Origin of the sequence: Acinetobacter sp. C13 (assembly GCF_016809775.1) — a bacterium.
In the GTDB taxonomy this organism is placed as follows: Bacteria; Pseudomonadota; Gammaproteobacteria; order Pseudomonadales; family Moraxellaceae; genus Acinetobacter; species Acinetobacter pittii.
Genome location: NZ_JAFBJL010000001.1, coordinates 476565 through 489306 on the forward strand (window position 1 = coordinate 476565; position 12742 = coordinate 489306).

A 12742-nucleotide genomic window follows, 5' to 3' on the forward strand; every position below is an offset into this window, starting at 1 on the left:
CTAAATCATCACTTCGCCCAATATCGAAATATTCTTTAAGTTTTTAGGGTCATATTTAATATTAATAATACTACCGACTTTATATTTATAGTGATCTTGCTTAGAAATAAGCACCTTTAGATTTTCAGTAATGACTTGGCCTTGCTCAGTTTGAAATTTCAATTTGACATAACATAAAGGGCGATATTGCACCTTAGCTAATGCGTCTTGAAAATATACGACCTCGGCAGAAGCAAACTTTCCTCGTTTATAAATTAAAAATCTTTGAACCTGACTTTTAAGAAAAAAGGTCCAAGTAATATAGATAAACAATAAGCTGAACCAGACTGTTCCAATAAAAGTCAAAAAATCAGAAAATTTCACTCACTCAAACCAGAATTATTCGTTTAACGCCTTATTCTAAATGAACTGATAAGTCCGATCTAGTTCATATAATTGGTCTGAAACATAAGCAGATGAAGCTTTAAAATTACCAGATCATAATTAAATTTGGGCAGGGTATATAACTTAGTTGTTGTATTTATGACTACATATGTAAACAAACCTTATGAGAAACGTTCTTAACCCCTAAAATTCTACAAAAGAAATTTTAAAGGTGTATAGGTTTGGATTTTTTAAATTTTTTCCGCGATATTCGGGGTGAGTTAAGTCAATATCCTTGGCTAGAAATGTTAGTTTCACTCACGATTTTGATTTTATTTGCTGCAATAGCAAATTTTATTGCCAAACGTATTATTGTTCGGGGCGTTCGTCATTTAGTCACAAAACTCAAATCACCAAATCAGTCTATTTTCGCTCAGCATAGCGTTATAAAGAAATTTGCAAATATTGTTCCTGCTGTTGTGATTATGAATGGTATTGCAACCGTGCCTCATCTATCTCCAAAGTTTATTGCTTTTGTAGAGATGGCAGCGCAAGCATTTATTTTTCTTACACTCGCGCTTACGGTCAGCGAGCTGTTAAACATCTTTAACCTTATTTATCAGCGTAATCCAAAATCTAGAAATAAGCCGATTAAAGGTTACTTACAACTGGTTAAACTCATTTTATTTGTTGTATGTGGCCTCATGATTTTGGGAACATTCCTTAAAAAGGATGTGTTCACTTTACTTGCAGGCTTCGGTGCGATGGCAGCGGTATTAATGCTGGTTTTCCAAAACACCATTTTGTCTTTGGTGGCGAGTGTACAAATTGCCTCTTATGACATGGTGCGTATTGGGGACTGGATTGAAATGCCATCACTCAATGCAGATGGTGATGTAATTGATATTTCACTGCATACCGTGACTGTTCAAAACTTTGATAAAACCTATACCACCATTCCAACCAATAAGCTCGTGACCGATACATTTAAAAACTGGCGCGGTATGAGCAACTCGGGTTGCCGTCGAATGAAGCGCTCACTTTTTATAGATCAAAGTAGCGTTCATTTCATGAGTGATGAAGAGCAACAAAAGCTCAAAGACTTTTTATTGTTAGATCAATACTTAAATGCAAAGAACTCTGAAATTGAAGAATTCAATAAGCATTTAAGCAATCAATCTCGTTACAATAAACGCCGTCTAACCAATATTGGTACATTTAGGGCCTATGTAGAATTTTACTTGCGTCAGCACAAGGGCATTGCTCAAAATCAAACCATTATTGTTCGTCAATTGCAGCCGACCAGCCAAGGTTTGCCGTTAGAAATTTATGCTTTTACCAACACAATTGCCTGGGTTTCTTATGAAGCAATTCAGTCAGATATTTTTGATCATTTAATTGCGATTCTTCCCGAATTTGGTTTACGTGTTTACCAAGCACCTTCGGGTCATGACTTGCAAAGATTGACGGCAGAAATTCACCCAAGTTAAGTTTTAAGCTGCTAATAACAGCTCATAAACTATTTGGAAAAAGCTCCCGACGGGGGCTTTTTTTACTCATACTCTTCACAAAAGATTATCCTGCAAACCAAATATTCTGATGATCACACATGGGGCTCAAATGTTTAATGCGTAGATTGTCTTGCTCAAAATTACCAATACCTCCAGCAATATCTAATATGCCCCCTAAGCCGATCTGCTGACCTTTATAACTTAAAGTGCTTTTTTCAGCATCCCACTGAGCGCTATGTTCTGGAAAGATAATGAGTATATCTTTCACATAAAGACATCCTTGTTTTAACTCTAAGTTTCCTTTTAAGCGTGCTGAACCAGAGAAACCATCGTACTGATAGGCTGGGAGTTTCACAGCATTTGTACTGTCGTTTGCTTCTTGTTGGTGGCATCCTGCAACAAGGGCAAATACAGCCGTGTAAAGCAATTTATTATTAATACCCAATTTTGTTCCTATAGGGATTTGCATATATTTGATAGTAATTGTCTAAAGTTGCATATCAATCTTTAGATTGTTAAAGAAGATTTCATTCTATTACCGCTCGAACTTAAGATTTAAAGACTAAACTTTCTTATTCATGGGCTTATAAAACTTTGGATTATTATATTTTATTTATTTGTATATTGTTATCTTTTTCATAAGTGATTTGAGTCACGATATGGCGTGTCATCCTCCAAAATAATAGGGCCAAGAAACTTACACCTGCACCGAGTGCACACACGCCAAGCCAACCTGCATAAGCATAAGTCGCTGTTGTGCTGATTGCACCCAATCCGCTACCTACCGCATAAAAGAGCATGTATAGACCAACAAGACGGCTATGCGCTTCAGGACGAGTGCGGAAAATCATACTCTGGTTGGTCACATGCAGAGCTTGCCCGCCTAAGTCTAGTAATACGATGCCAATCATGAGTGCCCAGAGCGAGTGAGCCATGAGTGAAAGTGGACCCCAAGCGAGTAGTAATATTAAGAGTGCTGCCAAGCTTATGCGCTGAGCATATCCACGGTCGGCCCAGTAACCCGCACGTGCAGCAGCCAAAGCACCAATCACTCCAACAAGTCCAAAAGATCCAATTACAGTATGAGAAAAGCTATAAGGCGGGGCACTTAACGGCAGTACCAATGCGCTCCAGAAAATATTAAATGCCGCGAACATGAGTAAAGCTAACACACCGCGCACTTGTAGAACTTTTTCTTGGCGTAGTAGTTTTAGCATAGAAGCCAGAAGCTGCGGGTAGCGCATGGCACTAGGTTGAATATTTAAATGAGGCAGACGTTTCCAAAGGGGCAAAGCAAGGATGAGCATAAGTATTGCTGCGCAAAAGTACACGCCGCGCCAACCCGCTACATCACTAATTCCCCCTGAAAATACACGGGCAAGCAGTAAACCAATGAATACACCACTTTGTGTAGTACCGACCACATGTCCTTGCTCATGTGGGGCCGCAGTACTTGCAGCATAGGCAATAAGCCCTTGAGTCATGGCTGTGCCGAGTAAACCCACCGCAAGCATTCCTGCCAAAAGAATAATCGTAGAATGGGCAAAGGCAACTGCTAGTAAAGCAAATATTAAGGCTAGTAACTGTAGAGCCATTAATCGACGTCGATTTACCAAATCACCCAACGGCACTAAAAAGATTAAAGCTAGCGCACAACCTATTTGAGTGGCTGTCACTACACCACCAATAGCGGCATCACTAACATTAAAGTCACTCGCCAAAGTGTCGAGCAAGGGCTGGGCATAATAGACATTTGCTACGCTTGCACCACTTGCGATAGCAAACAGCAAAATTACGCCACGAGCCATGCTTGGAAGCGGTTTATCACTTTCGGCGGATGAAGTTGAAGATGCAAGAGAAGCTTTCATTGTCCTAAATCCATTTAATCTAGTTTTAAAATGAAACTAGTTGAATGTTAAGCTTGCTAGTTTTAAAATGCAACTAGATAACTTGTTGCTGATGATTGGTTAGGAAACTCAATGGCGAACTCTACACTGATAAAAGATGAACCTTGTCCTGTTGCGCGCTGTGTCAATCTCATAGGAGATCGCTGGTCACTGCTTATTGTGCGTGATGCTTTTGATGGAATGCGCCGTTTTGGAGATTTCCAGCGCAGCTTAGGAGTGGCGCGAAATATTCTCTCTGACCGACTAAAAAAATTAGTGGATGCTGGTGTTCTTGAAATGCAAGACGCTTCGGATGGCACGGCTTATCAGGAATATGTATTGACCGATAAAGGAGAGAGTTTATTCCCAGTCGTTGTGGCTTTACGACAATGGGGAGAGCACAACCTATTTGAAAGTGGAGAGCGCCATTCTCTGTTAATTGATAAAACTACAGGTCAGCAAATTCCACTTATGGCACCAGTCGCGGCAGATGGAACAGTGCTGAGAGCTTCTAATACTGAAGTGCAAAAGGTGAAATAAAAGAAGAGAAAACAAAAATAACCTTTTTTAACTTAAATTTGGGCAGATTAGTTGCTAACCTTGCGCGTCAAATTAAGGTGAGATTATGAGATTTATATTCCTCTTTATAAGCGCAATTTCAATGCAATGTTATGCAGCATCGGAAGCAATGGAACTTCATTACTGTGAAACTGTGAAAAAAGCAGCGAGTGGTGTGATGGATGCTAGACAACATGAAGTGCCCGCTAAAGAGTTACACGACATCGCCAATCATCTTGAAGAGCAACAAGCCAAACAACTTTATCAAGAGCTTATCAAATCTGCATATTCTTCAAAGCTATTTGAAGACCCTCTTATTAAGTCAAAAGCTGTCGAAAATTTTCAAACCACGTGGCATGAACAATGTTTGGCAAAAGAATTAGCTAAAAATATGTGAGTGTTAGGGGGAAATGGCTAGCTTAGGTTGGAAGATAGAACTTTATTTCTTACTTACCTCTTCACTAACACTGGCTAAGCGCGGTAAAGCAGGAGAGAAGGTATTAGTTCGAGTTCTTAATATCATGCAAGGCCAAAGTTACATTGAAATCTGTGAACGAAATCCTACCCAAGAGCAATTCTTTTATGGTTGGATCGCTAACCGCGTTTCACTATGAAGGTTCTGATTTCGCTGTGTATTCTACTTTCAGGATGCACAGCTCATACGATATCTACAAAAGTGCATGTCACTGTTTGTGTGTGCAGTATGTGAATTAAAGTCTTTAGGAGAACGCTTTTTTATAGATGTGCGAATAAGTTAAATTGGTTTAAATATATTTAATTTTAGCTTTAGTATCTATAAGTTAATATAACGAGCTTTATTGTTATTTTCGTAAAAATAAAAAATAAAAATTGTTTTTAAGTTAATGTTTTTTAAAATTATATATATTTTATATTTACATTAATAAGATTGGATACAGATACATGATTTATTATTAAATTTATATTATCTACTTTAAATAAGCTATTTACCTCTTTGCGAAGAATATTCAACGAGCGGTATAAATATGGTTGATTGAAATAATGAATAAATAAACCCAAGCTTGAATTTACAAGTAGGGATATAGAATGGAAATGTGAAAAAGCTACCCATAGGTAGAAATACTCATGAATTAAGTTAAAGGATATTAGTATGAAAGCTATTTTAACGAAGAAAATTATTAGCTGTATCGCAATTAGTGGTGTTTTAAGCTTCAGTGCATTTGAGATTATGGCAGCGAATCAACAAACTATAAATGATGGGAAGAATCACTCTAAAATATTAAATGAAAACCATGAAAATTTGACTGATAGTCAAATTTTCATGGTATTAAGTACAGCTAATAATGGTGAAATTAAGCAGGCAAAAACTGCATTGCCAAAACTAAAAATGGATGAAGCTAAGAAATATGCTGAAATGATGATTAAAGAACATTCAGCTAATGAAAAAAATGCACAAGCGTTGGCAAGTCGGTTACAGTTGATTTCACAAACCAGTAATCTTAGTAAATCATTGCAAAATGATAGTGATAAAATTGTTAGTAAGCTTCATCAAATAACATCAGATACTGATAAAAATTATATGATGAGTCAAGTTAAAGTTCACCGTAAAGTTTTGACAATAATTGATAAGCAGTTAATACCAAACACGAAAAGTTCTGAATTAAAAAATATGCTCATACAAACACGTGATGCTGTTGAGAAACACCTAAAAGCAGCTGAAGATATATTTAAAAATATGAAATAATATATAATTATTATCTTTTAAAAATACATTTAAAAAGCCTAGTATTAATTAACTAGGTTTTTTTAAATTGTATATACATAAAATAATAATTTCTGCAAGGCAGTGTAAAACTAGAATATTATAGGTGATATTTAATCTGGCGAAATATAATGATTATGGGGTAAAGGTTGATATAATTGTGGAGACTATTTGAATAAAAATTTTTATTGATGAGAAATAGTTTCTTTAATTAATAACATCTCCTTACTTAATAGGGGTGTTTATGAAACATAAATAACCTAAAGGTGAATTATAATAATAATTGTCAAGCATATTTCAAAAGTTCTTTTAATATTCTAGCTCTTTTGAAAGACACTAAATTTTAAAATATAGGGAGTAAGAAAATGGTAAATACAAAACAATCAAATTCAGATGGTAATCATACGACTCAAAAAGAGCCATCTTCTAATGGTAATGTATCAAATAGCAAACCATTACAAGACATTTCATCCACAATTGATAATGCTCGTCCAGATTTAAACTCACCACCGACCAATAACAATCATGTACCCGATATGAATGAAGGGGGAGAGAATTTGGTTGCTACAGGTGCAGGAACTTTGGGAGGAGCGGCGGTAGGTGCTGCATTTGGTGTTGTTGGGGGGCCTCCAGGTGCTATTGTTGGAGGGATTATTGGTGGTGTAGTAGGGGGAATAGCAGGTAATGATATAGCTCAAACAAATAATCAAAAAGATGATAGTAATTCTTGGCAAGAAGAAGATAATTATTGGCGAGAAAACTATAAAAAAATGCCATATTATACTGAAAACAAGAATCTAGAATATGATCGTGATTATCGGGCGGCTTATCGTTTAGGTTATGAAAATCGTGTACCTAATAATGCAGAAATTAATTTTTCCGAGGTTGAATCTAAATTGAAAACTAAATGGGAACAAGTTAAAGGCAGTTCACGTTTACAATGGGAAGAAGCTAAATTTGCTGTAGAAGATGGATTGAAAAAAATTCATCCTTAAGTCATTTAATACTTAGAAAGTCTCCTCAATGGGGGAGACTTTGCGATAATATAATTTTAAGCTAATTTTTAATTTCAATATCAATAAAAACTTAATGATGGATTTAATCATAAAATATTAACTATATTTTCATTATTCTTTTTTCTTTAGGCATTTAAGTATTTGAACAATTAAGCGGGCACTCTTCATTTTTCTGCCTTCTCTTTGATAGTACTTTTCAAAAAGGGCATAGAAGGAGATATGGATTTTTTCAGACTCAGGATTAGCCTGTTAAAATTGTAATTCTAATAATTTTTTAGCGGCCCATTGTTCACACTCACTCGCAGTATCTCGAATAGCTGTATAACGTTTGCTTAAATAACGGACAGTGATGCGCCACGCGTCTCCGCGCTTAACCGGCTTTTGCATAAAACACTCCAAATTTCATGGTACTGCAATGGAAATATAAAGCGTTTTTAATACGATTTTTGACTATTTTGAGTAATTAAAACCAACCAATAGACAATAAAAAAACCACCTAATTCTTTCAAATTAGGTGGTTTTTAAATTTTGGAGCGGGAAACGAGACTCGAACTCGCGACCCCAACCTTGGCAAGGTTATAATAAGTATTAAATAACAATAAGTTATATTTTAAAGGTGCCGAAGTGGTGTCGAATATTTTTTTACAATTAAAGTAGAGAAATTGAACATAATATTAAACTGTTATTCTAGCAATCAAATCTTCTAAATAAAAGAAATGCGTCTTATAAGGATATAAACACACATCTATAAATTTAATCAGCTATCTTTTGAAATTATTTAAAATTAAGATAGTTATTAAGAATCATAAGGATAGCCAATCAAAATAGTATGTATAAATTTTAAAACAGTCCCATATACTGTTTTGCAGTTTACAAAGTATAGTTTAAGTTAAAAATTTAGGTATAACAATAAAAGGTTTATTTTGAATATATATTTTTCTTATTGGTAAAAAATTCTTGAGATCTAAAGGAATATGAAGCTAAAAATATATTTTATAAAATAGACAGAATTAAGAAATATTTTAAAGAAATAAAAAAGTATAAATAGCATCTTATTGATAGTTAATTATTTTTTTATTTAAATATTTTTTAATATTTTGTCTTAATATAAATTAACAATAGTAAATATAAGTCAACATGACCAGTGTGAATTTTGAACAAATGGTAAAATATAGAATACATAAATAGATAATATATTTGGATAGGATGACTGTGTTGATGAATACTGAAATAGCATCAACATTTAACTTAATTAAAAATAGGTGAAAATATGAATAATATCCAGTTGAAACCAGAAGCAGCTCAAACAGAAGAAGTGGATTTAATTTTTTTAGGAACAGTTCAAGAAGAAACCAAAGGTTTCGACTTCGAAGGAACATATGAGCCTAGGAATATGGATAAATATGATGGTGATGCCATTATTCCATAAACAAAAAAACTAGGTTAGATAAAGAGATACTTTTATCTCTTTATCTTTTGAAAACTTATTAGAAGAAAATACTCAAAATGTACAGATTAAAAAATAATGTTTATGCATGTATTGATCAAGGTTGTCTAATTTTCTTAGACTCAAGAAATTACCGATATTTCCAATTGAATGAAAAAGATACAGCAGAATTGCTAAATTGTGAAATAGAGAAAACTAAATTTAATAAATTAATTGAAAAACAGATTATTGAGTATGATAAAGAAAATCAGTTAGAAAATATAGTCAAAGAGGAAAGAGAACAACCACTAAATAGTATTTTATCAAATACTTATGCCGCAAAAAGACAAGTGAATTTTGGAAATATTGTAAAAGTTGTATTCATTAATACTGTAAATAAAGCACGGATAAAATTTCTAAAAAGTCCTTTTCCGAAATTTAGAAATAAAATTACGATTAGTAATGTTGATGATAATAAGATCGCTGAAGTTATCGGGACTTATAACGCCTGTATAGTTTTTTTACCCTGGAGTAAAGTAGATGAGTGCTTATTTCAGTCAATAAGCTTAAAGCAGTACCTTATGTTACATGGTATCGATTCTGAATTAGTAATTGGGGTTAAAACGAAACCATTTAGGGCTCATGCATGGTTAGAAAAAGATAGAAAAATCTTAAATGATGAATTGCAACACATTGAAAAATATAAGCCAATAATGGTGGTAAAGTAATGTTTAGATATATGCTGGAATTTAAAAAAAGCACAGACTTTAACTCTTCTATTAACTATAGTTTGTTAAATAGAGAATTTGAAAAAATAGAAATAAATTCAAAAACAAATTTATGGTTAAGTCACCCTACCAGTTCAGGTGAAATTTATTTCTTTAGCAACGCAATAATTATTGGTAAATTATTTAAAAAAAGTAAAAATAAATCTTCTAAAGTCGAAAATAAAAATAAAAGAATTATAAATATTGAAGAGCTTGTTAAAGATTTTTGGGGCTCATATATAGCTATAATTTTTGATAATGAGAATGTCGAAGTTTTTAAAGATCCTGCATGTTCAATTGATTTTCTATGGACTATAAATAATGAAAATACAATTGGGTTTTCAGATGTAGAATTTTATAAAAAATATAGTGAAAGTAATTTGGAAGTGAATGACAAATATGTGGCAGCATCTTTATGCTATGAGAGATTAAACCTAAGAGAAACCGGCTTTAAAAATATCAGCAATCTACTTTCAGGTGAGAGTATAACTTTATATGATTTAAAAATAAAAACTATATGGTCACCTGAAAAATTTGTAAAAAGTGATAATTTAACAATTGATGTGGCAATGGATGAGTTGAGAAAAGTTGTTATTGACTGTATAAGTTGTTGGGGTAACGAATATAATAATATTTTGTTGAATCTATCAGGAGGTTTGGATTCGAGTTTAGTTGCTACTATTCTTAGAAAGCATACAAATACTAATATTTACGGTTTGAATTTATGTTTTGACTCTGAATTAGGTAATGAAGAGCGATATGCTAGAGATGTCAGTAAGATGTATGAATTTCCACTTTTTGTATTTAAGATGGAAGAAAATAAATTTAATCTAGAAGATAAATTAAGTATATATCCTATTCAATATAAGCCATTGAAATATGGTTTAGGTTTTGAAATATTAGATAAAGAGTTAGAAATTCTAGAAAAATACAATATTGATTCTATCTTCTCTGGATGTGCAGGGGATGTATTATTTCAAACAAAAAATTCAATATTTATTGCTCAAGACTATTTTAGAGATAATGGCTTGAAGGGATATCTTTCAACAGCAATAAGAACAGCTGAATTAACAAATAATACAATTTGGACAGTTTTTAAGAAAACTGCTGCTTCTATATTATTTGGAAGTAGGAGGTACGCGTATGAAGGAAAAATTGATAAAAGTATTTGCAATGTAAAATACAAAGAAATTATTGATAATAAATATTTATCTCATCCATGGATAGAGAATATTTCTTATATTAACAATGGTAAGAAATTTCAAATATTCTGCTTGGCAGATTCACAAAACTTTTATACAAATTTTTATACCTCCAATTTTGTCGATAATTTACATCCATTATTATCTCAGCCAATTATGGAATATTGTCTATCCATTCCAAGTTATATTTTGACACCTCAATTAATTAGTAGAGGACTTATTCGGGAAGCATTTAAAGACTACTTGCCAGAAAGTATATATAGGAGAAGGACGAAATCAGGAGTAGGTTCATATTATGCTGATATTGTCGAAGATAATTTTAATAATATTACTGAAATTTTATGTAATGGAAGCTTGGTTAAAAAAAATATTATTTCTAAATTTGATCTAAATTTATTAATAGAAAAGGCAAAAAATAGTGATACCGTTAAAATGGAGCTATTTAGATTATTTACAAGTGAAATGTGGATGAGAAAGGTTGAAGGAAAAAAATTATGAATTATTTAAAAAAAACAAATTTATATATACTATCTCAATTTGTTCTATCATATATTTTTAATAACAATGATAAGAAGATTGTATTTAACTTCTTTATATACATTTTTATTATTCTACTTTCCTCTTTAGCTACAGTTCTAGCACCTCTAGCTTTAAAGTATTCAATTGATAGTTTTAGCTCAGGGGCTGAAAATGCAATTTTAGTGACTTCTATTCTGTTAAGTTTGTACGTAATATCACAATCCGTATCTCGTTATCTGATTGACTTACAATGGACTTTTTTTTGCAAAATTGAACAAACTATCCATAGCTTGATACGGAATGAATCGATTTCACATATTATAAATTTACCAGTTAAATATTTACATAATTACACTTCTGGGAAGTTAGTACAATCTATTAGTAACGGTACTCGGAGTGTAACTATATATTTGCAATCTTTTATCCAAGTTGGCCTTTTAATCATATTTCAAGTTGTTGGTACCTCAATTGTAATCCTTTCTTTTTATGACATTTCCTTTTTGTTAATTATTTTATTTGGAATCGCTTTGTATATTTACTTTTTTGTTCAAGGTAATAATAAGATAATGGTTTCAAATAGGGATGTGGTAGAAGATCAAAATACTGTTAACTCTGACTTAAATTCGGCTTTTTTATACCCTGAAACTAATAAGTATTTAAGTGTTGAAAAAGACTATATTGAAATAATGCGTGAACAAAATGAAAAACTAAAAAAATCATATATTGCATATTTTAATACTACAATATCTGTAAACTTTGTAACAACGATAATTTTTACCGTACTTTTAGGTTTAATTACATATTTATCTTATTCAAAGCTACTTCAAGGTAAAATGACGATAGGTGATTTTGTTTTGATGATTACTTATTTGCTTCAATTAATTAAGCCAGTTGAAGCTGTAGGTGGTGTTATGAGACAAGTGAACCAAGGTAGGGTTTTTCTTGATAATTATAAAAAAATTAATAGCCTTTCTACAGAACAAGAAATTTGGAAAGGCAAAAAAAATATTGAAAAGTCTCATGTTAATATAAATATTAATTCTTTAAATTTTATTTATCCTAATAATAAACATACCGCACTAGATAATATTAATTGTTCTTTTGAGAGTAATACAGTAACTGCAATTATAGGTAGGACTGGTTCAGGAAAGTCTTCTCTTGTAAAACTTCTTTATGGTTTTTATGATGATTACGAAGGTGAGATTAAATTTAATAATATTGATATAAGAAGCCTTAGCCTAAAATCTTTGAGAAATAATATTTCAGTTATTTCTCAAGAATGTCATATCTTTAACTTACCTATCTGGAAAAATATTACAGTTGGAACTGATCGTAGTAAAGAGGAAGCCATAGAAGTTGCTAAAAAGTTCAAAATTCATGACTTTATTTCTAAATTAGATAAAAGTTATGACACTGTTGTAGGTGAGCATGGTGTTAAGATTTCTGGGGGAGAAAGACAGAGGATTTCACTTGCTCGAGCTTTTTTAAGGAATTCACCTGTAATTATTTTTGATGAGCCAACCTCTTCATTAGACTCTGTTACAGAAAAAGAAATTATGGATTTATTATTTGATAAATTCACAAATTCTACGATTATTATTATTGCACACAGATTAAATACTATTCGTAATGTTGATAAAGTAATTGTTTTAGATGAAGGAAGAGTTATTGAAACTGGTAAATATAGTGATTTAATTTATACGAATAATAATTTAATAGATTTAATGAAAGAAATTGATTAAAGGAATATTTA

Annotated in this window: 13 protein-coding genes and 1 pseudogene; 10 read left to right on the forward strand and 4 right to left on the reverse strand. The window is 32.2% G+C overall.

The annotated features are described in order from the left end of the window. Positions 1 to 363 (reverse strand): DUF3592 domain-containing protein, encoded by a 363-nt coding sequence (locus tag JGE69_RS02385; RefSeq protein WP_199112144.1) that lies wholly within the window; start codon positions 361 to 363, stop codon positions 1 to 3. Positions 364 to 605: 242 nt separating this feature from the next. On the opposite strand from JGE69_RS02385, the gene JGE69_RS02390 reads away from it, so the two are divergent. Beyond that, positions 606 to 1853 (forward strand): mechanosensitive ion channel family protein, encoded by a 1248-nt coding sequence (locus JGE69_RS02390; RefSeq protein WP_005070199.1) that lies wholly within the window; start codon positions 606 to 608, stop codon positions 1851 to 1853. An 85-nt stretch (positions 1854 to 1938) separates the two neighbouring features. On the opposite strand, the gene JGE69_RS02395 is transcribed toward JGE69_RS02390, so the two are convergent. Continuing rightward, the gene (locus JGE69_RS02395) at positions 1939 to 2343 is read right to left on the reverse strand and encodes a hypothetical protein (RefSeq protein ID WP_199112146.1); all 405 of its coding nucleotides are present in this window, start codon (positions 2341 to 2343) and stop codon (positions 1939 to 1941) included. A 133-nt stretch (positions 2344 to 2476) separates the two neighbouring features. Further along, complete coding sequence (locus JGE69_RS02400; RefSeq protein WP_199112148.1) at positions 2477 to 3742, reverse strand: MFS transporter; 1266 nt, start codon at positions 3740 to 3742, stop codon at positions 2477 to 2479. A 111-nt stretch (positions 3743 to 3853) separates the two neighbouring features. Between JGE69_RS02400 and JGE69_RS02405 the strand changes: the two genes are divergently transcribed. From JGE69_RS02405 to JGE69_RS02425, 5 genes and pseudogenes are all read left to right on the forward strand, one after another. Then, positions 3854 to 4300, forward strand: a complete 447-nt coding sequence (locus JGE69_RS02405; RefSeq protein ID WP_199112150.1) for a winged helix-turn-helix transcriptional regulator — start codon at positions 3854 to 3856, stop codon at positions 4298 to 4300. A gap of 85 nt (positions 4301 to 4385) precedes the next feature. Beyond that, complete coding sequence (locus tag JGE69_RS02410) at positions 4386 to 4715, forward strand: hypothetical protein (RefSeq protein ID WP_032031046.1); 330 nt, start codon at positions 4386 to 4388, stop codon at positions 4713 to 4715. A gap of 70 nt (positions 4716 to 4785) precedes the next feature. Then, a pseudogene (locus tag JGE69_RS02415) lies at positions 4786 to 4932 on the forward strand (putative peptidoglycan-binding domain-containing protein); the annotation flags it as partial. 515 nt (positions 4933 to 5447) lie between these two features. After that, complete coding sequence (locus JGE69_RS02420; protein WP_199112152.1) at positions 5448 to 6041, forward strand: DUF4142 domain-containing protein; 594 nt, start codon at positions 5448 to 5450, stop codon at positions 6039 to 6041. Between the two features lie 383 nt (positions 6042 to 6424). Next, positions 6425 to 7054: a hypothetical protein gene (locus JGE69_RS02425; protein WP_064785385.1), complete on the forward strand. Its 630-nt coding sequence runs from the start codon at positions 6425 to 6427 to the stop codon at positions 7052 to 7054. Between the two features lie 270 nt (positions 7055 to 7324). Here the strand turns inward: JGE69_RS02425 and JGE69_RS02430 are convergent, their stop codons facing one another. Further along, positions 7325 to 7462, reverse strand: a complete 138-nt coding sequence (locus tag JGE69_RS02430) for an integrase (protein WP_104075733.1) — start codon at positions 7460 to 7462, stop codon at positions 7325 to 7327. Between the two features lie 883 nt (positions 7463 to 8345). Between JGE69_RS02430 and JGE69_RS02435 the strand changes: the two genes are divergently transcribed. The 4 genes from JGE69_RS02435 to JGE69_RS02450 all read left to right on the forward strand — a co-directional run bounded on the left by JGE69_RS02435 (position 8346) and on the right by JGE69_RS02450 (position 12731). Next, positions 8346 to 8504 carry a hypothetical protein gene (locus tag JGE69_RS02435; protein WP_185767872.1) on the forward strand — a complete coding sequence of 53 codons (159 nt, stop codon included), beginning with the start codon at positions 8346 to 8348 and terminating at the stop codon, positions 8502 to 8504. Between the two features lie 77 nt (positions 8505 to 8581). Next, on the forward strand, positions 8582 to 9229 hold the full coding sequence (locus JGE69_RS02440; RefSeq protein WP_199112154.1) for a lasso peptide biosynthesis B2 protein: 648 nt from the start codon (positions 8582 to 8584) through the stop codon (positions 9227 to 9229). Continuing rightward, positions 9229 to 10968 carry an asparagine synthase C-terminal domain-containing protein gene (locus JGE69_RS02445; protein ID WP_199112155.1) on the forward strand — a complete coding sequence of 580 codons (1740 nt, stop codon included), beginning with the start codon at positions 9229 to 9231 and terminating at the stop codon, positions 10966 to 10968. Before JGE69_RS02440 ends, JGE69_RS02445 begins: the two co-directional genes overlap by 1 nt. After that, a complete protein-coding gene (locus JGE69_RS02450) occupies positions 10965 to 12731 on the forward strand; it encodes an ABC transporter ATP-binding protein (protein WP_199112156.1) in 1767 nt (588 codons plus the stop codon). The genes JGE69_RS02445 and JGE69_RS02450 overlap by 4 nt, the downstream gene beginning before the upstream one ends. Positions 12732 to 12742 lie beyond the last annotated feature (11 nt).

Coding starts and splice junctions, on each gene's coding strand:
- JGE69_RS02395 (WP_199112146.1), bottom strand. CDS start 2,343: ATGCAAATCCCTATAGGAACAAAATTGGGTATTAATAATAAATTGCTT.
- JGE69_RS02400 (WP_199112148.1), bottom strand. CDS start 3,742: ATGAAAGCTTCTCTTGCATCTTCAACTTCATCCGCCGAAAGTGATAAA.
- JGE69_RS02405 (WP_199112150.1), top strand. CDS start 3,854: ATGGCGAACTCTACACTGATAAAAGATGAACCTTGTCCTGTTGCGCGC.
- JGE69_RS02410 (WP_032031046.1), top strand. CDS start 4,386: ATGAGATTTATATTCCTCTTTATAAGCGCAATTTCAATGCAATGTTAT.
- JGE69_RS02420 (WP_199112152.1), top strand. CDS start 5,448: ATGAAAGCTATTTTAACGAAGAAAATTATTAGCTGTATCGCAATTAGT.
- JGE69_RS02425 (WP_064785385.1), top strand. CDS start 6,425: ATGGTAAATACAAAACAATCAAATTCAGATGGTAATCATACGACTCAA.
- JGE69_RS02430 (WP_104075733.1), bottom strand. CDS start 7,462: ATGCAAAAGCCGGTTAAGCGCGGAGACGCGTGGCGCATCACTGTCCGT.
- JGE69_RS02435 (WP_185767872.1), top strand. CDS start 8,346: ATGAATAATATCCAGTTGAAACCAGAAGCAGCTCAAACAGAAGAAGTG.
- JGE69_RS02440 (WP_199112154.1), top strand. CDS start 8,582: ATGTACAGATTAAAAAATAATGTTTATGCATGTATTGATCAAGGTTGT.
- JGE69_RS02445 (WP_199112155.1), top strand. CDS start 9,229: ATGTTTAGATATATGCTGGAATTTAAAAAAAGCACAGACTTTAACTCT.
- JGE69_RS02450 (WP_199112156.1), top strand. CDS start 10,965: ATGAATTATTTAAAAAAAACAAATTTATATATACTATCTCAATTTGTT.